Annotated in this window: 20 protein-coding genes; 8 read left to right on the top strand and 12 right to left on the bottom strand. The window is 42.4% G+C overall.

Annotated features, from left to right (window positions below):
- Positions 1-207: 207 nt before the first annotated feature.
- From F9817_RS12195 to cra, 4 genes are all read right to left on the bottom strand, one after another.
- Positions 208-2,298 carry an ATP-binding response regulator gene (locus F9817_RS12195; RefSeq protein WP_161155887.1) on the bottom strand — a complete coding sequence of 697 codons (2,091 nt, stop codon included), beginning with the start codon at positions 2,296-2,298 and terminating at the stop codon, positions 208-210.
- 129 nt (positions 2,299-2,427) lie between these two features.
- On the bottom strand, positions 2,428-5,463 hold the full coding sequence (locus tag F9817_RS12200; protein ID WP_161155889.1) for an AAA family ATPase: 3,036 nt from the start codon (positions 5,461-5,463) through the stop codon (positions 2,428-2,430).
- 4 nt (positions 5,464-5,467) lie between these two features.
- Positions 5,468-6,607, bottom strand: coding sequence for an exonuclease SbcCD subunit D (locus F9817_RS12205; RefSeq protein ID WP_161155891.1), 1,140 nt, complete (start codon positions 6,605-6,607; stop codon positions 5,468-5,470).
- Positions 6,608-6,906: 299 nt separating this feature from the next.
- Positions 6,907-7,893, bottom strand: a complete 987-nt coding sequence (gene cra / locus F9817_RS12210) for a catabolite repressor/activator (protein ID WP_161155893.1) — start codon at positions 7,891-7,893, stop codon at positions 6,907-6,909.
- A gap of 323 nt (positions 7,894-8,216) precedes the next feature.
- Here cra and fruB point away from each other — a divergent pair, with 323 nt between their 5' ends.
- The 3 genes from fruB to fruA are packed head-to-tail and all read left to right on the top strand — an operon-like array spanning position 8,217 to position 12,076.
- Entirely contained in the window at positions 8,217-9,362 is a 1,146-nt protein-coding gene (fruB, locus tag F9817_RS12215) for a fused PTS fructose transporter subunit IIA/HPr protein (RefSeq protein WP_161155895.1), read from the top strand.
- Between the two features lie 11 nt (positions 9,363-9,373).
- Positions 9,374-10,327, top strand: a complete 954-nt coding sequence (gene pfkB, locus F9817_RS12220; RefSeq protein ID WP_161155897.1) for a 1-phosphofructokinase — start codon at positions 9,374-9,376, stop codon at positions 10,325-10,327.
- A gap of 18 nt (positions 10,328-10,345) precedes the next feature.
- Positions 10,346-12,076, top strand: a complete 1,731-nt coding sequence (fruA, locus tag F9817_RS12225; protein ID WP_161155899.1) for a PTS fructose transporter subunit IIBC — start codon at positions 10,346-10,348, stop codon at positions 12,074-12,076.
- A gap of 419 nt (positions 12,077-12,495) precedes the next feature.
- Here fruA and F9817_RS12230 read toward each other — a convergent pair whose 3' ends face one another.
- From F9817_RS12230 to F9817_RS12250, 5 genes are all read right to left on the bottom strand, one after another.
- Positions 12,496-12,909 (bottom strand): GNAT family N-acetyltransferase, encoded by a 414-nt coding sequence (locus F9817_RS12230; protein WP_161155901.1) that lies wholly within the window; start codon positions 12,907-12,909, stop codon positions 12,496-12,498.
- A gap of 298 nt (positions 12,910-13,207) precedes the next feature.
- On the bottom strand, positions 13,208-13,525 hold the full coding sequence (locus F9817_RS12235) for a MazG nucleotide pyrophosphohydrolase domain-containing protein (protein ID WP_161155903.1): 318 nt from the start codon (positions 13,523-13,525) through the stop codon (positions 13,208-13,210).
- Between the two features lie 114 nt (positions 13,526-13,639).
- Positions 13,640-14,098: a hypothetical protein gene (locus F9817_RS12240; RefSeq protein ID WP_161155905.1), complete on the bottom strand. Its 459-nt coding sequence runs from the start codon at positions 14,096-14,098 to the stop codon at positions 13,640-13,642.
- Positions 14,099-14,412: 314 nt separating this feature from the next.
- Positions 14,413-14,604: a DUF1289 domain-containing protein gene (locus F9817_RS12245; RefSeq protein WP_345789732.1), complete on the bottom strand. Its 192-nt coding sequence runs from the start codon at positions 14,602-14,604 to the stop codon at positions 14,413-14,415.
- Positions 14,605-14,782: 178 nt separating this feature from the next.
- Positions 14,783-15,232 carry a DHCW motif cupin fold protein gene (locus tag F9817_RS12250; protein ID WP_237476238.1) on the bottom strand — a complete coding sequence of 150 codons (450 nt, stop codon included), beginning with the start codon at positions 15,230-15,232 and terminating at the stop codon, positions 14,783-14,785.
- A gap of 226 nt (positions 15,233-15,458) precedes the next feature.
- Between F9817_RS12250 and F9817_RS12255 the strand changes: the two genes are divergently transcribed.
- The 5 genes from F9817_RS12255 (at position 15,459) to F9817_RS12275 (ending at position 20,915) form a co-directional block, all read left to right on the top strand.
- Positions 15,459-17,666 carry a multicopper oxidase domain-containing protein gene (locus F9817_RS12255; RefSeq protein ID WP_202436445.1) on the top strand — a complete coding sequence of 736 codons (2,208 nt, stop codon included), beginning with the start codon at positions 15,459-15,461 and terminating at the stop codon, positions 17,664-17,666.
- Between the two features lie 399 nt (positions 17,667-18,065).
- Entirely contained in the window at positions 18,066-19,085 is a 1,020-nt protein-coding gene (locus F9817_RS12260; protein ID WP_161155907.1) for an ABC transporter substrate-binding protein, read from the top strand.
- Between the two features lie 9 nt (positions 19,086-19,094).
- Positions 19,095-19,868: an ABC transporter permease gene (locus F9817_RS12265; protein ID WP_161155909.1), complete on the top strand. Its 774-nt coding sequence runs from the start codon at positions 19,095-19,097 to the stop codon at positions 19,866-19,868.
- A complete protein-coding gene (locus F9817_RS12270; protein ID WP_161155912.1) occupies positions 19,853-20,584 on the top strand; it encodes an ABC transporter ATP-binding protein in 732 nt (243 codons plus the stop codon). Before F9817_RS12265 ends, F9817_RS12270 begins: the two co-directional genes overlap by 16 nt.
- Positions 20,585-20,612: 28 nt before the next feature.
- Positions 20,613-20,915: a DsrE family protein gene (locus tag F9817_RS12275; protein ID WP_161155914.1), complete on the top strand. Its 303-nt coding sequence runs from the start codon at positions 20,613-20,615 to the stop codon at positions 20,913-20,915.
- Between the two features lie 141 nt (positions 20,916-21,056).
- Here F9817_RS12275 and F9817_RS12280 read toward each other — a convergent pair whose 3' ends face one another.
- The 3 genes from F9817_RS12280 to F9817_RS12290 all read right to left on the bottom strand — a co-directional run bounded on the left by F9817_RS12280 (position 21,057) and on the right by F9817_RS12290 (position 22,516).
- A complete protein-coding gene (locus tag F9817_RS12280) occupies positions 21,057-21,362 on the bottom strand; it encodes a hypothetical protein (protein ID WP_161155916.1) in 306 nt (101 codons plus the stop codon).
- Between the two features lie 131 nt (positions 21,363-21,493).
- Positions 21,494-21,913 carry an NUDIX domain-containing protein gene (locus F9817_RS12285; protein ID WP_161155918.1) on the bottom strand — a complete coding sequence of 140 codons (420 nt, stop codon included), beginning with the start codon at positions 21,911-21,913 and terminating at the stop codon, positions 21,494-21,496.
- Positions 21,914-21,970: 57 nt separating this feature from the next.
- Positions 21,971-22,516 carry an alpha/beta hydrolase family protein gene (locus F9817_RS12290; protein ID WP_161155920.1) on the bottom strand — a complete coding sequence of 182 codons (546 nt, stop codon included), beginning with the start codon at positions 22,514-22,516 and terminating at the stop codon, positions 21,971-21,973.
- Positions 22,517-22,650: the final 134 nt, after the last annotated feature.

A 22,650-nucleotide genomic window follows, 5' to 3' on the forward strand; every position in this document is an offset into this window, starting at 1 on the left:
TACCTAAATGACCTTGAACTCTCAGGATGTCTGATCTCTTGAACAAGACATTGGTTTGAAGCTCAAAACCACTCTAAAAGCTGGATAAAATAAGCATTCAATCTTTTTATAGCCTTGTTTTAAAGATAACTGAGTCTTAAGGATAACTGAGCTAAACCTCGCGCGCTATTTCAGTATGAGCAGCCGCATCTCTCGGCTCAGCGTAGCTTACGCCCACTTTTCAATCGTATGTAGTAATGTCTGCTTCTCAGCTGGTTTAAAGATGTGATCGTCCATCCCAGCTGCATGAACATTACGAATCGCTTGTGGACTATTATCTCCGGTGTAGCCAACGATAGGAATTTTACTGTAACGCTTGTTTGATAACCGAATGGCTTTTGTCGCTTCTAGACCATCCATAATAGGCATTTCAATGTCCATCAATACCAAGTCCACATCATTGCCGTCTAGCATCTCAATGGCATGCTGCCCATCGTCTGCTTCTATGACATCGAAACCCAGCTTACGAAGTAACAAGACCGTCACTGCACGTAAAGAGTGATTATCATCAACAATCAGCACCCTTTTGTTCGAAGATTCTCCACTGACTTCCGCAATGGCTTCTTCACTGATCTCATTTAGAATCGTCATCGTTTGCGCTTCTATAATATCTTGAGAATCAAACAGTAAAGAATCAAGAATTTGCTCAGTGTCGAGCTGTAATACGCGAAATTCTAATGGGTAGATGTCTTTTTCGGCTTGGATATCAATCGGGTAATAGTGATTGCTATCATAAAGGTAAGCGACTTTTGATTGTGAGAAATTAAGCCGAGAGCGCAATAATTCTAGAGGTTGCCAATCTACACCCACATTTTCTAAATCAACCAGAATTAAATCGTGTTCTGAGTCAGTCTTACGGTTATCGAGGAAGGCTTGTAACGTCACTACTTCAAAATGATACTGCAAGTAAAACGCCTGTTGATCCAATACTCGTGTTGCTAACCCTGGCTTTCCGATATAGAGAATTGACTTACTAGCCAGTAACTCCGTTTTCATCTGATTGGTAATCGGTGAACTGTATTTAGGGAAAGTTAACGTAAACTGAGTCCACTCACCAAAGACAGAGGTACAATATATATCACCACCAATAGAGCGCATGACCTTCCGGCAAAATGGCAATCCTAAACCATATCCGTGAGGTTTACCGAAGGTATAAAAGTCTTTAAACACTTCTTCCAATAAATGGGATTCGATACCGATACCATTGTCTCTCACAGTAATCACATTCATATCATCCTGTTCTTTCAGTTCAATATCAATATGAAAATGTTCATTATTTTGGTAGTAGAACGCGTTCTTCAATAAATTATAGAGTGTGAATTTTAATAAGGTGTCGCTACCAAAGAATTCAAAATCATGTCCAGCGTGGCAACGCACTGCATGGCGATCTTGCGGACGTTTATAAGCAAAAGAATCGAGGCTGCGTTGTACAACCGTTGTTGCATCGTATTTTTTAAACGATTTGGCCGAAATTCGATTTTGATCTATCGAGGTGAGCAATAAATCAATCGTTTCATTCCCTGAGCGAATGACTTCACTGGCATTGCGCAAAATTTCATTCACTAATGAAACATCGCTCGATTGCATCTGATAAGATTTTGTTCCGTGACTGCCCGTTGACTCTTCAGGAACCATTGTTTTCAACACATCGATCGAAGATTTTAGCGCACTAAATGGATTACGCATTTCATGAGCAATACCCGCACCAAACGAGCGAGCGATAGACACTTTGGTGTCATGTGTCACACGATTACGGAAATTAAACAGATTGCCAAAAACATAGGTAAACACAAATATAGGAATATAAGCCCATTCGATTAGCAAATGCGTTTGATCACTATCAAAGACTGACACCACCAAATAAGCGCCTATAACGCCCGACAGTGATTGCGCCATCATGACTCTAGGTTCATGAACTAATAATATATGTAGGAAAAGTGATGCCATAAACGACATCGCCCACACTGTTGACCACTGGTTCATAAACAGCATGAAGCCGAAAAAGAAAGGAAGCCCATATAAAACAGCAATGAAGTAGAAATAAGGTAGCTTAGGTTGCCATTGCTTAGGAAGACGATCACGCAGTGCTAAAATAAGAAACAAAGCACTCCCTACTGCTCTGAGCAGCAAGGATTCATAGGGTTGCGGAAATAGATATTGCCACAATACATAGTACAGCGGGTAACCGATGGCCCCCAGCCAACCAATGATCGTTAGATTTGGCTCCGCGTATTGATAAACTCTTTTGATTACATCCATGTAATCAACCAACTAGACTTAGATATCATTATACCGTTTCTACTTATGTTATCTGTCACTACGACGTTGTTATCTTATTTATGTGGCACATAGGCCTTGTTATTTTAATTTTGTATGCGATTTTCATCGCTAAGCAATAAGTTTTATAACACTTCCACTGCGGGAAGTTTGTATATCTAACCTTAATGCCAGTTGTTCTTTAAGTTCACTTACATGTGAAATAATGCCAATGGTGCGTCCACCTTGCTGCAGGTCTACCAGAGTCTGAACTGCTAAATCTAAAGACTCTGGATCAAGGCTACCAAACCCTTCATCAATAAATAACGTATCTAAACGCACACCGCCACTATAGGATTGAACCACATCCGAGACACCGAGCGCTAACGACAGAGCAGCCATAAATGATTCACCGCCCGATAATGTCGCGACATCACGCCATTTTCCGGTATAACCATCTTCGACCATTAAATCGAGCCCCGAACCTGCGTTACCTTTAGCTCGTTCTTGCTTACGTTTAAGCAAATAGCGGCCTTTACTCATGATTTGCAATCTTTGTGATGCTTGTATGAGAACATCATCGAGTAGCACACCTAAAACGAAACGATGTAAACTGACTTTTGCTCCAGTTCTCCCGTTAGCAATATCGCTTAATGTACCAAACACCTGATATTCTTTTTCGAGTGTTTCATTGTGTTGGTAAAGCAATTTTAACTTTTGTGCGACTTGGGTGAGATTATCTAACTTAGACTTATATTGTGTAAACACTTGAAATGTGCGATTGACCCCAGTTTGACATTCATAGAGTTTATCTTTAATCGGCTCAACCTCAGGTTTAGGTTGGTTTTCTAGCTCTTTATCGAGCGCTTCAACTTGCCCAGACAGTTTTGATAATTGACTGTCATGCGCAGAAACTCTCGCTTGAATCTGATCTTGCGCCTCTTTGTCCATTATGGATAGCTTATATTCATCCAAATTATTAAAACCACTTTGTTCTAATGCAGACTGCCACTTTTTCTCATTGACATCAACGTCTAACTGCCACTGATTTATTTGCTGATTTAAGGACTCTACCGTAGAGAGAAGAGCCGATAATTGGTTCTGTACTGTGACAAAATGTTGCTGTGTCTGCTGTTCTTGCGTGGTTAACTGAGCAATCTCTTGTTCCAATGCCTGTTTATGACAAAGCACTTTTTCTAACGTGTCTAATTCTGGAGTCAATGATTGATTTAGAGAATCTAGCTCTGTTTGCAACCGCGTTTGATTTTTCTGAGCCTCTTCGATCACACTAAGCTGACGCTGGTACTCTTCACGTAATGCAACCAATTTTTTCTCTGCTTTATCAAGCATGAGACTGTGCTGTTGAACGTCGAGCGCAGATAACTGCTCAAGCTCCTGTTGCAATGCTTTTTTATTCTGATTGAGTTCGGCTAATTGTGGCACTTCAGCTAGCTGTACGAGCAACTGCTGTATTTCACTTTGCAAATGCTCTATCTCAACCACTATTTTTTCTACTGAGTTAGCCAGCATAACTTCATGGTCATAATCCCTTTGCTGGATAGTTCTGGCATTATCCACTTGCTCTTTAGTGACAACGTCACCATCAGCCATAGCCGGAGCCGGGTGTGTATGACTACCGCACACTGGACAGGGTTGATCATCTTCCAACGTTGCTGCCAGAAGCGCCGCTTGATTACGATGCCATTGTAACTCAAGTTTATTTGCCGCTACGCGACTCGCTTCTGAGATTGCTTTTGACTGCACAAGTTGGGTTTCTGCCTCACTTTTTTTAGATAGTAAAGCCTGTAATTTAGTCTGTAATGCTTGTTCTTTGTGTCGTAATTCGATGTTCTGACCGAGAGTCTTAAGTTGCCACTGTTTCACATCGATTTGTGCAACCTTCTCTTTCAACGCTTCTAACTCTGCGCGCTTTTCTTTTACGTGAACTTCACCTTTGGCAATACGCCCTTCTAGCACGGTTCGAAATTCTTGAGCCGCCTTCACAGTTTGGTCAGCGGTTACTCGTTGCTGCTCATGTTCGCCAATCAAACGTATGTTCTTTTCGATACTTTGCAGTTCGTACAAGGTTTTATTTTTGTCAGGAATGACCGATGCGTTCTGAGTCGCTTGCTTAGCCGCCAACTCGGCTTCTTTTAACTGCTTTTCGCATAATTCAAATTCGACTTGTGCCTGTTTTTGTTTAAGCGTCACAACGTCTAGTTGTTGTTGCGCTGAGTGAAAAGGCTGATAAATCGTTGTTAATTGAGATGCTTGCCGCGCTTTAACAAGTCGAATTTTGTCTGATTCTATCTGTGACGTGGATTGATTGAGAACCTGCAGATCTTTGTTTAATGATTCGCGCTGGTTGTATTTCCCCACTAACAGCTCAGCTTGAGAGAGTTGCTGTTTAATCTCATCGCGCTTGTTTTGCTGAGCTTGGTATTCACGTTCACTCTGTTCCACAAGTGGTTTTGTCACGCTAAGTTCTTGTTGTAACTCAGCTTCACTGGCTATAGAAGCAACATCAAGTGCTCCTTTTATTTGGTTATCAAATTGGTCTTTTTCTTTTCGAATCCCAGCCGCTTTATCAAACAGTGCCCGTTCAATTTGTGTATAAATTTGAGTTTGAAACAGCTGACCAAAAATAACTTCACGATCTTTTGAATTGGCAATGAGTAAGTCGCGAAATTTACCTTGAGGTAACACCATAACTTGACGAAACTGATTCACCTCTAAACCAATCAATTCCTCGATGGCCTTACGTACCGGCGTTGGTTTATTGGCCAACAAGGTTTCTTCGCCTTGGGTAATTTGGGTTAACGTCGCAGCATGAGTTTTACGAGTAAAGCCCTCACCACGTTTTTTCGGCACTTCTTGATCAGGACTGCGAACTACAGCGTACTGCTTATCACCAAGAGAAAACTCGAAACGCACTTCAGTGGTTAAATGGGGATCGGCATAATCACATCGCATTTGATCCCCAGTCCGCTCACTGCCCGTTGTTTCTCCGTATAAGGCATAACAGATGGCATCTAATACGGAGCTTTTACCTGCACCGGTAGGGCCGTTAATCAGAAAAAGCGGCGCAGCACCAAATTTATCAAATTCTACTTGTTCAACACCCGCAAATGGGCCAAAAGCTTGTAATGAGAGTTTTATTGGTCGCATAAGATTACTCTTCCCCTTTTTTCAGATCTGCAATGACCGTCGCTATAGCTTGTTCTTGTTCGCGGGTTAATGGTTCTTGCTTGGCCTCTTGAAAAAAGTCTTTAAACATGTCTATTTCATTTCGCTTTAAACGTTGGCTGCTCATCTCTTGGTCAATGCCAATCAACATGCCTGGTTTTTCAATGTGTAAAACATTTGGATAGACCTGACGCAATTTTTCCATTGGATCTAAAATGGCGTGCTTATCGGTTAAGCGAATAAGTAAATAATCTTCTGGGCGAGGGTCGTCTGCGGCTTGCTCGAGAATATCCGCTAGGTTTCCTTCAATAATGCGCATTTCGTGGGCAGCATGTAATTCTATCTGGGTTGCACAAACAAAGCCTGTTTTGTCTAATTCCACTAATGTCATACTTTTCTTCTGATGTTGCTCAGAAAAACTGTATTTCATCAATGAGCCAGAATAACGAATGAAAGCTTCCCCTTTATATTGAGGCTGATGTAAATGCCCCAAAGCAACGTAATCGAACGGAAGGAAATGCTCATGACTCACTCTATCTGAGCCACCAATAGAAAGTGGACGTTCCGATTCTGATTCGATAGCCCCATCCACAAAACAGTGACTTATCAATACGTGACACTGTGACGTATCAAACTGGGCAACTATTTTTTCGCATAATACTTGGTGGGCTTCATCATGTGTTGAAACCGTGACATTAAAATGATGCCGTACCAACTCAGGATCGTTATATGGCATCCCATAGAATGCTACCTCTCCCGCCAGCTCACTACTCAACACAACCGGTTCAAGCATTTGGGAAAAATCGGAAATAATATAGAGTCCAGATGCTTTCATCTGTTCAGCTGCAAAACCAAGACGTGCCGCTCCATCGTGATTACCGGGAATCATGATAACGGGCGTATTAAGCGACTGACATAAATCAGAAACAACCTGATTAAGTAATTGAATAGCTTGAGTAGGAGGAACCGAGCGATCATAAATATCACCAGCGACAATAACGGCATCGACAGGATGGTGTCGGACGTAATCAACAAGTTGTTGTAATATTAAAGCTTGATCATCAAGTAGAGATACATTGTGAAACTGACGGCCTAAATGCCAATCTGAGGTATGGAGAAACTTCATTACGTTCCTATTGTTATTTAAATCGCTAGCCAAACATATCATTCTAAACTGTCGCAAAACTATGTTACTAAACAGATAATTGGCTCAGTAAACACATATTTTAAAACTATTTAGATCTAATGTGCTTATTGTGAATCATTTCTCTAATGAAGCAATAGCAAAAGCGGCCAATAAGACAAAAAATGTCCAGTAAATGGACATTTATATACCCTGGCGATTTTAAGAGGCGCTCTTAATGAGCATGCACGCGCGTCTAGGCAAATCACTGGTTTGAAGGTAGGGTCATTCTATGTAGAAAATCACCTATCAATACGCACTTTTAACTTACGCGGAATAAGTTCAATGCCACTTTGGTAACGTTTTGCCGACGCGTTTAGCGCTAATTCAAGGGCACTATCGGCAATCAACTCGAACTGTTGAGGCAGTGAGTTAATCTTAATCGGTAGGAAATTGAGCAAGCGGTTATCACCAAAGGTCGCTAAACGAATACGTTGCATGATATCCGGATTTTCGATTAACACATCTAAGATGCCTTCAACCAAAGTGTAGGATGTCGCCACAACCGCATCAGGAACACATCCCTTATCGACCCATGTTTGAAATACACGACGGCCATCAGCACGGTTAAAGTGTTCTCCGTAGCCAAGTAGTGGTGTTAGCCCTCTTTCTTTAACTGCTGATTCAAATCCCATCTGCCTTTCTTGCGAGACGCTCAGCTTCGGTAATGCCCCCACTAGCCCCACACTTTTAACTTCATCAAATAATACCGATTCAGTCAGTTCATGAGCGGCGTTAAAATCCTCACTGATGACACAGGCAAAAAATTCATCATCTAACGGACGGTCAATCGCAATAACCGGCGTACCTGACGTTTGAAGTTTTAGATAGAACTCGCTCGCATTAGGAATCGCACTCGCGACAAATAGCGCATCAATTCTGCGTCCGACCAACGTATTCGCCACCGTTTTTTCTGTCTCAACGCTATCGTCAGAACAAGCAATTAAAATTTGATACCCAGCTTGGCGAGAATTTTGTTCCAACAATTTGGCTAAACGTGCGTAACTTATGTTCTCTAGATCTGGAATGATTAAACCAAACGAACGGCTATTCCCAGCCCGTAATGCAGACGCTGCATGATCAGGACGATAGTTATGCGCATCCACCACTTCCATCACTTTCTTTTGGGTTTTGTCACTGATGCGATACTTGTGGGCCTTGCCGTTGATGACATAACTGGCAGTTGTTTTGGATACTCCGGCTAATTTGGCAATTTCTTCTAACGTCATGTCGTGTTCTCTTATTATGTGCGGCTGATCATAGAAATAACCACTCGATCCTTGTTGATGTTGAATTATATGCTGAATCGATTCAGTATGACAGCTGAAATTATTCAGCAAAGTCACCAACAACTCGCATTATTGAGATTTTTCGACTAAATCTTAATACGCAAGATATCAATTACTGATGTTAACAGTGGGTTTTGCTGAATTTTTTTAGGCACTAGCTGAAACGATTCAGCAACCTTAATTAATATAGCGTAAACCTACAGACCACAACGAAGAAATGTGGTTACAACAATTGGCTATTAAAGCCAAACAAAGGGGCAAACATGCTGCAACTATCTACTCAAGACATCAAACTTGGTCAGGCTCAGTCTAACAAGCTAGATGCAATCCGAGCGATCGCTGCCGATCTCACCACAAAAGGCCTAGTACAAGAAGGCTACGTAGAAGGAATGCTAAACCGTGAAGGTCAAAATTCGACTTTCTTGGGTAACGGTATCGCGATTCCACACGGCACAACAGACACTCGTGATTTAGTACAACAAACTGGTGTCGCTGTACACCACTTCCCTCAAGGTGTTGATTGGGGTGATGGTAATACCGTTTATGTTGCAATTGGTATTGCAGCAAAATCAGATGAGCACTTAGGCATTTTGAAGCAATTGACCAAAGTCTTATCCGCTGACGGTGTAGAAGAAAGTTTAAAAGATGCGAAAGACGCACAGCAAATTATTGCCATCTTAAATGGCGAAGTGCAATTTGAGGCTGACTTTGCTCCATCATTAGTTCAAATCAAATTTCCAGCAACAGATTTTGTCCAACTTAGCGCGGTGGCGGGCGGCCTACTGAAAAACAAAGGCGCTGCGGCAGCGGATTTTGTTGCCGACCTAGTAACAAAAGAACCCACTCATCTTGGTAAAGGTCTATGGCTGGTAAGCAGTAATAAATCTGTTTCTCGTACTGGTCTTTCTTTTGTTTCTACCTCACAAGCATGCCAGCACAATGGTCAAGAAGTGAAAGCGGTAGTGGCGATCGCTGCATGTAACGCAGCGCACCAACCCCTGCTTACTAACCTGTCCAACATCGTGTTCAAACAAGAGCAAGACTCACTCACCAGTGCTGATTCAGCTCAGACAGTCATTGCATTACTGAATGGCGAAGCTGCTCCAGCAGCAGCTGGCGACGAAGCTGCTGATGACAATACTCGCGTATTTACCATTAAAAACCCACATGGTTTACATGCTCGCCCTGGTGCTTGTCTTGTTGCTGAAGCGAAGAAATTCGAAGCTAGTATTAAAGTCATTAACCTTGATGGTGATGGTAAACAAGTTAATGCTAAGAGTTTAATGAAAGTTATCGCTCTGGGTGTTAAACAAGGCCATAAACTGCAATTCACCGCTGATGGCGCAGATGCATCTCAAGCATTAGATGCTATCGGTGCAGCGATTGCCGCTGGTCTAGGCGAAAACTAAGGAGTGCTCTCATGACGAAAAAAGTCGTCACTATTACATTAAACCCTGCACTCGATTTAACGGGTAGCCTAGACACATTGAACGTGGGCTCAGTGAGCCTAGTGAAAAGTGCCAATCTGCACGCGGCTGGTAAAGGCGTTAACGTGGCTAAAGTACTCAGTGACCTTGGCGCAGAAGTGACTGTTACTGGCTTTCTAGGTGCAGACAACCAAGAAATGTTTTGTCAATTATTTGAAGAAATGGGGGCTAAAGATGAATTCGTCCGCATTCATGGTTCAACTCGCATAAACGTTAAATTGGTCGAAGAATCAGGTGAAGTTAGCGATATTAATTTCCCTGGTATTCAAGTCTCACCTGACGATGTTGAAGTATTTGAGCGCACCCTACTTCGCCTTGCACAAGACCACGATTTCTTCGTACTTGCAGGGAGCCTACCAGGTGGTGTAACTCCTGAACTTTGTGCATCTTGGATTGAAAAACTGCACTCACTTGGTAAAAAAGTGTTATTTGATAGCAGCCGTGCAGCACTCGCTGCTGGGTTAGACGCTCATCCTTGGTTAATAAAACCCAATGATGAAGAGCTCTCTCAATTTGTTGGCCGAGAATTAGTAACCCCAGCACAATGCCGCTCGGCAGCCGCAGAATTAGCGAGCAAAGGCATCGAGAATGTCGTTGTTTCTATGGGTGCTAACGGCACAATGTGGCTAAACCAAGGCCAGTGGCTACATGCTCAACCTCCACGTATGAGTGTGGTTAGCACAGTGGGTGCCGGAGACACTTTAGTGGCTGGTATGTGCTGGGGCCATATGCAAGAAATGCAAAAAGAAGAATTAATCACCTTTGCTACTGCATTGTCTGCGTTAGCAGTGACGCAAGTCGGTGTGGGTGTGACTAATGCGAGTGAACTCGCTTCCCTACAAAAAGAAATCCAATTACAACCAGTAAGTGAAACTACTGATAATTAAGGACAAAAGGTCTTAACTATGAATATTGCCATTATCACCGCATGCCCAAGCGGCGTTGCGAATAGCATCATAGCGGCCGGTTTGCTTGAGCAAGCAGCCAAGTCGCTAAACTGGACCGCTAAAGTAGAGTGTCATTCAACCGTACTGACACAAAACACACTGACTGCAGAGGATATCGCCGCAGCGGATCTCATCGTTATTGCAGCTAACGCTCCCGTTGATACATCACGTTTTGTTGGTAAAAAGGTGTATCAGAGTGATATCTCAGCATGCACTACTGATGCCTCAGCTTATCTAAAACAAGCAGCAGAACAAGCAACGGAGTTAACTGCAGACCAAGGGGCTTCTTCCTCGGTTGCTGAAGCTGCAACAACGTCTGCAACGAAGAAAATCGTTGCGATTACTGCCTGTCCAACGGGTGTTGCTCACACATTCATGGCTGCAGAAGCACTTGAAGATGAAGCAAAACGTCTTGGTCACGAAATCAAAGTTGAAACTCGTGGTTCTGTTGGTGCGAAAAACCAATTAACTGCCGAAGAAATCAAAGCGGCAGACGTTGTTATTATCGCTTGTGACATCGACGTACCACTGGATCGTTTTGTTGGGAAAAAACTTTACAAAACCAGCACTGGTGCTGCACTGAAGAAAACAGAGCAAGAAATCAATAACGCACTCGCGAGTACCTTAGTCTACTCACAAGCTGGCGGCGATAGTTCAGAGCCAGCGAAAGAAGAGAAAAAAGGCGTTTATAAACACCTAATGACTGGCGTATCACACATGCTTCCTGTTGTGGTCGCCGGAGGTTTGATCATCGCGCTTTCTTTCGTATTTGGTATTAAAGCGTTTGAACAAGAAGGCACTCTACCTGCTGCATTGATGAAAATCGGTGGCGGTTCAGCTTTCGCATTGATGATTCCAGTTCTTGCTGGTTACATTGCATTTTCTATCGCGGACCGTCCCGGACTTGCTCCTGGCCTGATTGGTGGTATGTTAGCAAGCTCATTAGGTTCCGGCTTCCTTGGTGGTATCATTGCCGGTTTCATTGCTGGTTATGCAGCGAAAGCGTTGGCTGATTACGTCAAACTTCCTCAATCGATGGAAGCGCTAAAACCTATCCTTATCATTCCATTTGTTGCGAGTTTAATCACTGGCCTCATCATGATTTATGTTATCGGTACTCCGGTAGCCGAAATCATGACCGCCATGACTAACTTCCTCAATACGATGGGTGATGCGAACGCCGTATTGCTTGGTATTATCCTTGGTGCAATGATGTGTTTCGACTTGGGTGGCCCTATCAACAAAGCCGCTTACACGTTCGGTGTGGGTCTATTAGCGTCTAGCCAATATTTACCAATGGCGGCTATCATGGCTGCAGGTATGGTTCCACCGCTAGCAATGGGCCTTGCAACCTTTATTGCTCGTAAGAAATTTGAAGCAAGTGAACGTGAAGGTGGTAAAGCTGCTTTTGTACTTGGCTTGTGCTTCATCTCAGAAGGTGCAATCCCATTCGCAGCGAAAGATCCTATCCGCGTAATCCCATCATGTATGATTGGTGGTGCAATCACAGGTGCTCTATCAATGTTGTTTGGTATCAAATTGATGGCGCCTCACGGTGGTTTATTCGTACTCGCGATTCCAGGTGCAATCTCTCAAGCTGGTTTATACCTACTGTCTATCGTAGTGGGTACGGTTGTCACTGCCGTTATTTATTCAGTGCTAAAACCGACTCCAGTAGTGAAAGCATAATTTACTCGTGAGCCACGCGAAATAAAGTGGCCACTGTATCTTAAAAGCCAGCATTCAATGAATGCTGGCTTTTTTATTGAATCAGTGCCGTTTTTCTTGCAACGATATACGCCATAATCAACATATACCCAAATGACCTCAAGATGCAGGATTCAGAGCTTCATCAACGAGCCTAGGTCAAGCTCAATCACGGCAGGAATGGTCATTCCCTTTTAACGTTATTGGGCGTAGAAATAGGTTTGTTGATGAGCTCCCAAAGGGCGAGTTTTATTCGCTCCTAGGCTGCGTTACTGATTTTCTACGTAGAATGACTATGTCTTCAAATCAGTGCCTTGCCTAAGAGCGAATACATTCTCGCTGAAACAGCATCTTGAGGTTACTTGGGTATAACATTTGGGTTAACTCATCCCTTTGTTGTCCTATTTATAGCTAAAACGTATAAAATCCATCTCTAAATCAATATCTATCTCACTGGTTAAAGCAAATTCATCTCCCACCACTGCACGTACTGCAGCCATCCAAAACCTTAGCGCTAACGTATTCTCTTTCAACACTCGAATTTGCCATTCGCCCGGATGCAATTTCAAAACCTGTGCTAACGCTTTCTTACCAATCCCTAGCCTTTTATATTTTCTCAGTACAAAAAACTGTTCAACATCGAGTTTAGATCGGTCGATAGGGTAATATCGAATCAACGCAAACCCTGCGATTTTTTCATCCACATAAATAAAATAAGGAAAATAATCAGCATCTTGCCAATAAGGATCGAGGGTCAGCGCATTAAACGTGTAACAGCCTAGTTCACTAGGATCCCATCCCATGAACTCCGACATATCGTACACATAATAAGTAAAAAGATTCTCTAAAATAACCCGCTGGTTAGCAGGTATTGGGTGTAATGTAATGCACATAATAAGTAATTTGTAAGGGGGATTGTTATAGACTTAGTTGGTATCGAGCAACATCAAATCCTAATAATGTTTGTCGATCCACCAGCTTGAAACCAAATGTTTCGTAAAACGTTCTCAGTCTTAGTCGCGCTCCATGGCAATCGCAGCGCAACCACTCACATTCAAGTAATCTGCATATGACCTTCGTAGTCAGCAGCAGGTATCTCTAACCAAGGATTATTCATCGCCACGTCCGTGTTTTATTGATCTTTTCTTTAGCGTCAAAAGCCTCCGCTAAATCAATATCATATCGGTTAGCTATCGCACAAAGGTAGATGAAAATATCCGCCAGTTCATCGCCAATATCTGCAATTTTTGACCGAGGGTCAACGGCAATCCCTTCCGCTTTCCGAACCGCTTTAAACAGTTCACCAACCTCTTCTCCCATCAATAAGCATTTGTTTTGTGCATTTTGATCAGAAAATCCACGTTCAACTTCTAACTCAGCAACGTACTGCTGGAAATCGTGTAACGTGGCGTTTGGTTTAAGGTTAGGCATAGAGACTCCAAAGCAAGTTTAAATATGACTGCAAATTCAATGCAGTATATCACTAAGAAGCCGTGCAACCGTGTTTGTAGCTCACAAGAATGGCATCATAATCTTTCATTTCAGTCACTTAATATCAGCTTTTGTCAGTGATTGGCCTTCAATTTTCTCTTCATCTAGCGTTGCTTTTGCCTTTGCTTGTTCATCTTTCTTTTGCTGTTTCGCTTTATTAAATACAGGATCCCAAGTCGAATCGGGGCTTTTGTCTAAATTGCCACCACGAACTTCCTCAGCAAGCAAACGTACAGGATTTTTTTGAATGACTTTCACATCGCCTTTTTTATCCACTTTTACATCGCTACCATCAATATTTTTGTAGACCTTACCTTTGGAAGCGACACCATCTTGAGGGCCTTTGTATTCATGACCTTTTTTTACTTCAACGGGATCGTTACTGTGCTCGGGTTTCACATACACAGATTCATCAGAGTCGTTATACACCGCTGCCAAGCTAGCGGTAGGCAGCATGATAGTTCCTAACACGACAATGCTTAATAGCTTGAGTGATGTCATTTCTTTTTTCATGTTGGACCTCTAATGTAACCTTTCTTATTTACTTCATAAAATTGTCACAATTATGGTTGTTTACACGCCATCACATGGAAAGAATTACGTCAATTTTTCATCATGAAACGCAATAACCCACCCAATTAATAGTGGTGTTAGCGAATAAAGTACTATGGATGCGACAAAACGTATCCAATCACGTGGAAAGAAAATAATGACTTATTCGATGATTAGGCTTAAATAGAATTCTTGGATTAAGAGTTTAATCCGATATTCTGAGGCAATTTAGGTATAAAGGGTAAGAGACCGAATAAAAGCGATTCGCTCGTTCATTAAGATGGCTGTTTTTTCCGAGCTTGTGCCCGAAGCAATATCTCTTGCTGCTCAGCAGGGCTAGCATCATGCCATTGCAATATTTCATCAATGGTACGATGGCATCCAACACAGATTTTAGAACCATCCATCGCACAATTTTTTACGCAAGGATTAGGGAGAGGTTCTGCCGCCTTTGATTTTTTAAACACAATACCACACCATATTTCAAATATTTTATTATTGAAGTATGGTTTGCTACGACGGGTGTTTCAAATTTCTGCGTAATCAAAACGACCCGTAATTTTCTGCGGCATCCCAGGCACAACCATCAACGCTGTTATCTCTGGGAATTCCTTTGCCAGTTTTCGAGTGAATAGCCAAAAGTATCTATTTCAACTGTAAAAAATCACCATCAATAATCAGTAGCTTAACGCCTGTTTGCGTCACAGAACGGTGAGAGCTCAACTCATCAGAAACAATATAAGACATCCCTGGTATTAATACCGAAGAATCGCCATTTTCTTGCTCATTGGTCACTTCCCCTTCTAGACAATAAACAATATGCCCTTTTTGACACCAATGATCGGCAACATAACCGGCACTGTATTCCACAATACGCACACGTAAACCATCAAATTGCATCGTTTGCCAGTAAGCAATACCACTTTCCCCCGCATGCTCTGTACGTGGAATTAGCGACCAATCTATGGTCTGAAACGGGATATTTTTGTCATCCATGATTATTCCCAAGCTATATGAATAAATGATAAGTAATACGCTATAAGTCAGTAAGATATTATCAACTAAATAACTGGATGCATAGCGCCATGGGTACATAAAGTGTCCCTTTGTAAAAATACCCATATTATTTGTAATGATTACCAAGCACCCACCTACACTTTATGCAATGTAGCCCATAAAACGGAGGTGCACTCTTTTCACAAATTAAAGCAACAGTATGGCAATACAATCACTTCCAGTGATTGTTCCGCAGGTACAGTGACCATCACAACGAACCGATGTGTCACTTTCTTTATCTTTGCTATAAAAGGAATCATGCAAAGTGACTGATAAAAAAAAACTATGGCGCCCCTCTCAAGCGATCATGCTGATTGGCCTTCCCCTTCTATCAAGTTGCGCCTTTTCTCAAAATACTCAAGATACAACACGCACTATAAAAAGCCCCGTTCAAGCGATTATGACCGATCCAAGTGGTGAACCCTTATCCTCAGCTTCAACTGGTGCGTTTCAAAGCAAAACATACAAACATCCAGAAAACAGAGGGCCAGGTCATCAAATCTATTACAATTTAAGTGTGCAATACACTGAATCCCAATTATATAACCCGCTAACAAATCTCCCTGACACCGTTAAACTACGTTCTCTTGTTGGCAGTAAATCGAACGAAAAAACCCCATTCGTTGGACCTAAAGTGGATCTTTGGCCCGGTGAAACCTTCCGTTTAACCCTAGACAACAATCTCCCAGATGATGAAAGTTGCTATTCCCACACAGGTGGAGTTGACGATCCGCATTGCTTTAATGGCACCAATATGCACACACATGGACTTTGGATAAGTCCTACAGGAAATAGTGACAACGTGCTGCTCAAAATTGATCCCGGAGCAAGCTTTGAATACGAATATAATATTCCGTTTGATCACCCTGCGGGGACGTTTTGGTACCACCCACATTTGCATGGCTCTACGGCACTTCAAGTCTCTAGTGGGATGAGCGGCCCACTCATCATTCACGGTGATCGTGTACCAAGGTTCGAAAACAATACGTTAAACGCTGGGGATATCGATACGTTACTGACGGATAGTAATGAAACGCCACTTCAAGAACGTGTATTGATGTTTGAGCAAATCGCTTATGCCTGTCGTAATCAAGAAGGAAAAATCGAAACAGACCCCAATGGCCAATGGAAATGCAAGCCAGGACAAGTTGGTCAAATAGAGAAATATGACCAATTTGGCCCAGGAACTTGGCAGAACTCCAAACGCTACACGTCAATCAATGGTACCGTGCTACCCACCATTAAAGACATTGCTGTCGGGGATGTGGAAAGATGGCGTTTTATTCACGCAGGGGTGCGCGATACCATCGGTCTACAGTTCAAAAAAGCCAAACTGAATAATCTGAAATTACGTAAGGTTTATGAAGAGTTCAACAAGGCAAAAAATGCTGACGAGAAAAACGAAATCGTTGAGAAATATTGTTCAGGCGCCCCACTAAACCAATATATTATTGCTAGCGATGGCTTAACTAGAAAACAAGTATCAACGCAATATAAAACGGTATTTCAGCCCGGCTACCGTGAAGATGTGTTAATGACCTTCCCAGAAAAAGGCCTCTACTGCATGGTCGATACTCACACCAATGGCCTTGACACAATCAACAAAGAAAAATCAAGCGACCAAATTTTGGCATTAATTGATGTAAATAAGGCTACTCAACAAACCCAACCACTACCAACCAATGATAAGTGTCAAATGGCTCCAAATGCCATTCAAGTTTCTAACACTAAATTAAGTAAGTCAGATAAAAAAGTATTGGCGAAGCAAAATGAAACGATATGTTCAACGCTTCTGACTGGTGCTCAAAAATACTCCCAAGAAAAGGTACGAACCCACGTTGTTGACGATATTAAAAATGGCTTAATGTTGACTGCATTTGTGCCACACAAAGACGTTTCAGATTCTGAAGTCAGAGGGCAACAAGAACAAACATTAGGGTTCAATATCCTTCGTTCAAGTGGAGGAAATGCTTTTCATATTGGTAACTTAGATCTTAATACAACGACATACCATAGAGATTTAGACACTGGTGAAATTACACCAGATAAGGATGGCAATACCGTGATTGCACCTTATGGTATCGTCAACGGGAAAGCCTATGCTGCCGATGTGGTCGATCGCAAACTACCGTTAGGTAAAGCTCAAGAATGGAAATTAGGTTCTGTGTATGAAGGCCACCCTTTCCATATTCACGTCAATCCGTTCCAGATCGTATCAATTCAAGATGAGCATGGTAAAGAAGTGACCGGCGATCCAAAAAGCCAATACTATGGGTATAAAGGAGTATGGCGCGACACCATCTTTGTTCGTCAAGGCTACCTTATTACCATGAGAACGCGTTATGAACGCTATATTGGTGAATTTGTCCTGCATTGCCATATTCTCGACCATGAAGATCAAGGGATGATGGAAAATGTCGGCATTTACCTTACCAATGGTAAAGGTCAAATCGTGACGGATGCTCATCACTAACGCGTAATCACACGTAACGAACCAAGGTAGATATTTATGTATCTACCTTTTTTATCGCCATAAATTTCCCCATATTAACCAACATCACGCTTACTCAACTCATTACATATTATGACTTAATCTTTGTCGTGCGGGCTTTGTTATGACATGGGTTTACAACCTCACTCGCTAATACATAACTATCTAAATTAATTAAACAATTGTATCTCTAACGTCATACAATTATTTGATAACTCAGAAACATACATTCATGCTTGTTACGAGAGCTTTTGAATAATGTCTTTTCGTCTCTTTATGGCCGATCTAGCATAGTACTAAACGATCTAAGCAATTCGTTTTAATTTGTGTTTTCTTATATAGCATTTAGTTCGCAAAATTAACTTAGTAGGAATTGCTATCATGCGTCGTTGGTCAGCTCTTTTAGTGACTTTGGTGTTGGGTTGGAGTCACCTAGCAACTGCAGCAGATAAATCAATCGAAATTGGTTACATGCCGATTATTCCAGTGTCTCAAGCCTTTGTTGTATTACAAAATGGCACTTTAGAAAAAGCAGGGATTAAAGATCCTCAGTTATTCAAATTTCAAAACGGCCCTGCTATCGTACAAGCGCTGCTATCCGGTCAATTGGATGTTGCTTATTTGGGTATCGGTCCAGCGATGGTTGCTCGTGCTAAAGGTGCCGATATAAAGGTTGTCGCCTCGAATATTGTTGAGCAAGTTAGCATGGTTGCACTGGGTAAGCTCGCGCCTTACTTTGATAACGGTGATACGAAAACGGCATTTGCGCGTTTTAAAGCAGATAACGGACACAAAGCCGTAATCTCAACCTTTCCAGTTGGGTCTGTTCCAGAGACAGTATTACAATATTGGCTACATCATCAATTGGGTATGACAGACCAACAGATTGCAGACAATATACGCATCATTTATCAAGGCACAGCTCAGGTTCAACAATCCCTAATGACTGGTGCCGTTGACGGTGCCGCCATTTTGGAACCTGTGGTTAGCATTGTGAAAGACAGAAAGTCTGACGCTAAAGTCGTGGCATCAGGGTCTCAAATGTTCCCTAACCAACCAGGGGCTGTGTTGGTCGTACGTGAAAAACTGATTCAATCCGATCCCGAGTTAGTTAAGACGTTGGTTAAAGCTCATATTGCTGCCACTAACGAACTACGCAACGATCCAGAAACTGCGGCTAAAGCGGTTGGAAAATATGTGGGTGGTGGTCGCCTGCCTTCTCGTATCGTGTTAAACGCAATCAAAAATTCTCATGATGAATTTCAAGCCGATCCTAATGCGATCATAGAGGGAACTCATACGATGCGTGACTTTCAGGCGAAACAAGGCACTTTAAAAGTAAATGTAGACCTAAATTCCCTATTCGATAATCACTTCTATAACGAATTAAACCAGGAGTAACACCTCGTAATGTTGCAACTATTGACTCGCTCCCGCTGGGGGCGTGCTTTTTTAGGGCTGTTGGGCGTCATCGGCTTCGTATTAGTGTGGAAATATGCCCAAGCTTCAAACTGGGCACCGAGCGGTACCATTCCAGATCCTTTTATTCTACCTCAAGCACTTGCTGATGAATGGACATCCGGGCGGTTACTGCCAGCGATTACCTCAAGTCTTATCCATTACGGTTGGGGGTTAGCGATTGGTACATTTCTTGGCTTCTTAATTGGCGCTCTCGCAGCATCTTCAGCGCTGATTGATGCCTTACACGCTTGGTTAGCGCGCATACTTCGCCCTATTCCACCGTTAGCTTGGGTAGTATTTGCCATAGCGTGGTTTCAAGTCAGCCATGCAGGTGCCGCGTTTGTTATTGCGATTGGCGTGTTTTGGGTCAATTATTTTGCCACCTACTCTGCCGTGAGTAACGTAGACTCTCGTTTTTACGAGCTTGCTCGTTCATTTGGTCAAAACGGATATTTCCGTCAAGCATTACAAGTCACCTTACCGGGAGCGGCTGTCGGCATTTTTTCTGGTATTCGCACAGGCATTGGCCAAGCTTGGATGACACTCATTGCTGCCGAACTTCTGGGCGTCCCCGGAATGGGACAGGAAATGAATTCCGCTGCAGGTGTCGGCGCATACGAAGTCGTTGTGGTTTATATGTTGATCATTTCTCTAGTTTACACACTGAGCGATACACTATTTGGTCTAATTGAAAAGCGAGTTCTTAAATGGCGTCAATTCTAAATATCGAAGGTCTTAGTTATCACTATGGCGACAATCCTAAGCCTGTCTTTGCCAATTTAGATTTAAAGATCGAAGAGGGTGAGTTCGTTGCCGTTGTTGGTGGATCCGGTGTTGGCAAATCCACATTGCTACGCTGTGTTGCTGGGTTAACGGAATCGAGTGGTGGTAACATTGCTTTAAATGTCGAAGAAAACGAAACAAGACGCTCTCGTGGGCTCGTATTTCAAGATGGTCGTTTAATGCCTTGGCGCACATTGCGCAGCAACATCGCCTATGGCTTGCAAGGCTTAAAACTCACCAAAGAACAAAAACAGCAACGGGTTGATGAGGTAATAAAACTGGCACGTTTAGACGATCTCGCAGATCGCTGGCCGCATCAACTTTCGGGCGGCCAAGTTCAACGCGGCGGTATAGCTCGTGCACTTGCTGTTCATCCACATTTATTATTAATGGATGAACCCTTTAGCGCTGTTGATGCCATTACGCGTCACCATTTACAAGATCAGTTACTCAGCATTTGCGAGCAAATGCATGAAACGGTTATGTTTATTACTCACGATATTGAAGAAGCCATTTACCTCGCCGATCGCGTGATCGTGCTTGCTGGCTCGCCTGCGACAATAGCACTTGATCAATACATTGATTTACCACGCCCTCGTCGTCGAGGCTCCGACGAACTACAGCAACTAGCACACCAGATTGCGCAGGCTCTCTAGTACTCAGATATATAGAAGGAAAAATATTATGGCAGCAACTCAATTGCTGATTCACGCGCCCACTGAAGACGCTCTCAAACGTGCACAAAATAATGCTCGTAATTTACTTAAGCTCGAAAACGATGCCCAAGTAGAGATCATCGTTAATGGCCCTGCGGCTAAAATTGCGGTAATAATTACCGACTCTGACATTGTCTCCCGTTTAGTGTTGTGTGGTAACAGCTTAAAAGCGCAAGAACTCGCTGCTCAAGCAGAAGCCAAAGTTGTTGATGCCGCAGTGCAATACCTCGCCCATAAACAATCTCAAGGATGGGCCTATATCCGCGCTTGAGTATAAACATATTGGCATCAAAAAAGCCCTTAGATGCGCGCTAGCACCTAAGGGCTTTCTTTATTATAGAGTTCTGCTATTTCACTTTACCAAATATATGACAATGCCTATTTGGCATGAACGACACTGCAAATTGCATAATTAAAAAAATTCCAATATCAAACTCAACACAATGGGTGAATAAATAGTTAATTGAGAATATCGAGTATTAGCAACTTTTTTAACATGAATGACGATAATAACCATTAACCAAACAGCACCTGCGGCATAGGCCATATTATTTTCCAAATGATTATAGTGCTGAAAAAGTTCTGCCATTTCTACTACATCATTGTCGTTTATTATCGATAAATTATGTATTTTATCATCGGCTAAAAATCCATAGTATTTAGACCAGCAGATTAAAATAAATTGAATTACCAATGTCGATATTGAAAATATTTTCATTATTGTTGAGTGCTTTCCTTTCTATCCTATTTGTTCAGCAATGCGCTAAGCTAATTCAGCATTTAGTTATCTCTATTTAAACAACCTTTAAGCTCTCAACTGTTTCTTCAGTGTAAGCTTTTCCTTGTTTGTTAGATTCGGGCTTCAGTTACCAGAGAATTTACTATAATTTGAGACTCAACAGGAACGAGTTTTAGCTGACCTAAGTCATTCAGTTTTACCCAAGTTAGTTCATATCGATTAGAGCAATTTTGAGCCTCAAATTCTGGGCTTTGCCGTGATAATTTAGGTGTAAAAAAAGGCACATTAACAAGAAAGAAATGCTCCTTTCGCCCACGATTTACCACTGAAAAAATGGCTTCTTGATTACTTATTTCCAAAGAGGTTTCTTCGAAAACTTCGCGAACTATAGCTTGCCTAAGTGACTCATTTGACTCGACTCCACCTCCGGGAAAAACCCAATAAGTTCGGCCATCTTTAATACGTTTTATGAGCAGAATTTCAGAATGTTTTTGATTTCTCAATAATGCGCTAACTCTCGGTTGTTGCATTTTATCTCCTACGGAATAGCGCTACGTAACTAACTGACAGTTAGCGTGACATTTAGACTAAAAGGGGGTTCGAAACCTATCTAGAGCAGCCGTCATCGCTTCAGAAAATCCCATGCCACCGTGACCAGCCCCTTCCAGTATCCATAAGTCGCTTTTCGGCCAAGCACGATGTAAATTCAAGGCAACATCCATCGGTCCGGATATATCCCAACGACCATGGATTAAAACTGCAGGTATGTCCGCTAATAGGGGCATCCCTGCCATCAATTCACCATCGGCCAAAAAACAACCTCGGCTCCAGTAGTGCGTAACTAGCCGAGAAAAAATAAGACTAAATTGGGGATCACAATAGCGTAATGAGGGTTCCCAGCCAGGCATGAGTGAAACATGCGTATCCTCCCATCGGCACCACTCAAGAGCAGCCTGTTGATAGACAGCAGGGTCTGAATCGGCTAAGAGTCTTGCGTATGCAGCGCATAAATCACCTTCTCTTTCCGCCTCAGGTAAGAACGAACAAAAACGCTCCCACTCACGTGGAAAGATTCGTCCCATATCCTTTGTGAACCAATCTATTTCACGACGCGTCCCCCAGGGCAAAAGCATGAAGGTGCCCATCATTAAAGGGCTGCGAGAACCTTCTCTAAATACGCTTCACTCATTCCGGCCATCTTCCTTTTGCGTTTTACTCCACCTTTGAACGTTTTTTCATTCGATATCAGTGATACACACATGTGGCG

The sequence above is a fragment of the Vibrio eleionomae genome, from assembly GCF_009874545.1.
In the GTDB taxonomy this organism is placed as follows: Bacteria; Pseudomonadota; Gammaproteobacteria; order Enterobacterales; family Vibrionaceae; genus Vibrio; species Vibrio nitrifigilis.

Coding starts and splice junctions, on each gene's coding strand:
- F9817_RS12195 (WP_161155887.1), bottom strand. CDS start 2,298: ATGGATGTAATCAAAAGAGTTTATCAATACGCGGAGCCAAATCTAACG.
- F9817_RS12240 (WP_161155905.1), bottom strand. CDS start 14,098: ATGAAAAAAGAAATGACATCACTCAAGCTATTAAGCATTGTCGTGTTA.
- F9817_RS12280 (WP_161155916.1), bottom strand. CDS start 21,362: ATGAAAATATTTTCAATATCGACATTGGTAATTCAATTTATTTTAATC.
- F9817_RS12270 (WP_161155912.1), top strand. CDS start 19,853: ATGGCGTCAATTCTAAATATCGAAGGTCTTAGTTATCACTATGGCGAC.
- F9817_RS12275 (WP_161155914.1), top strand. CDS start 20,613: ATGGCAGCAACTCAATTGCTGATTCACGCGCCCACTGAAGACGCTCTC.
- F9817_RS12285 (WP_161155918.1), bottom strand. CDS start 21,913: ATGCAACAACCGAGAGTTAGCGCATTATTGAGAAATCAAAAACATTCT.
- F9817_RS12235 (WP_161155903.1), bottom strand. CDS start 13,525: ATGCCTAACCTTAAACCAAACGCCACGTTACACGATTTCCAGCAGTAC.
- F9817_RS12205 (WP_161155891.1), bottom strand. CDS start 6,607: ATGAAGTTTCTCCATACCTCAGATTGGCATTTAGGCCGTCAGTTTCAC.
- F9817_RS12290 (WP_161155920.1), bottom strand. CDS start 22,516: ATGCTTTTGCCCTGGGGGACGCGTCGTGAAATAGATTGGTTCACAAAG.
- F9817_RS12260 (WP_161155907.1), top strand. CDS start 18,066: ATGCGTCGTTGGTCAGCTCTTTTAGTGACTTTGGTGTTGGGTTGGAGT.
- F9817_RS12230 (WP_161155901.1), bottom strand. CDS start 12,909: ATGTCGGAGTTCATGGGATGGGATCCTAGTGAACTAGGCTGTTACACG.
- F9817_RS12265 (WP_161155909.1), top strand. CDS start 19,095: ATGTTGCAACTATTGACTCGCTCCCGCTGGGGGCGTGCTTTTTTAGGG.
- fruB (WP_161155895.1), top strand. CDS start 8,217: ATGCTGCAACTATCTACTCAAGACATCAAACTTGGTCAGGCTCAGTCT.
- cra (WP_161155893.1), bottom strand. CDS start 7,893: ATGACGTTAGAAGAAATTGCCAAATTAGCCGGAGTATCCAAAACAACT.
- fruA (WP_161155899.1), top strand. CDS start 10,346: ATGAATATTGCCATTATCACCGCATGCCCAAGCGGCGTTGCGAATAGC.
- pfkB (WP_161155897.1), top strand. CDS start 9,374: ATGACGAAAAAAGTCGTCACTATTACATTAAACCCTGCACTCGATTTA.
- F9817_RS12200 (WP_161155889.1), bottom strand. CDS start 5,463: ATGCGACCAATAAAACTCTCATTACAAGCTTTTGGCCCATTTGCGGGT.
- F9817_RS12250 (WP_237476238.1), bottom strand. CDS start 15,232: ATGTACCCATGGCGCTATGCATCCAGTTATTTAGTTGATAATATCTTA.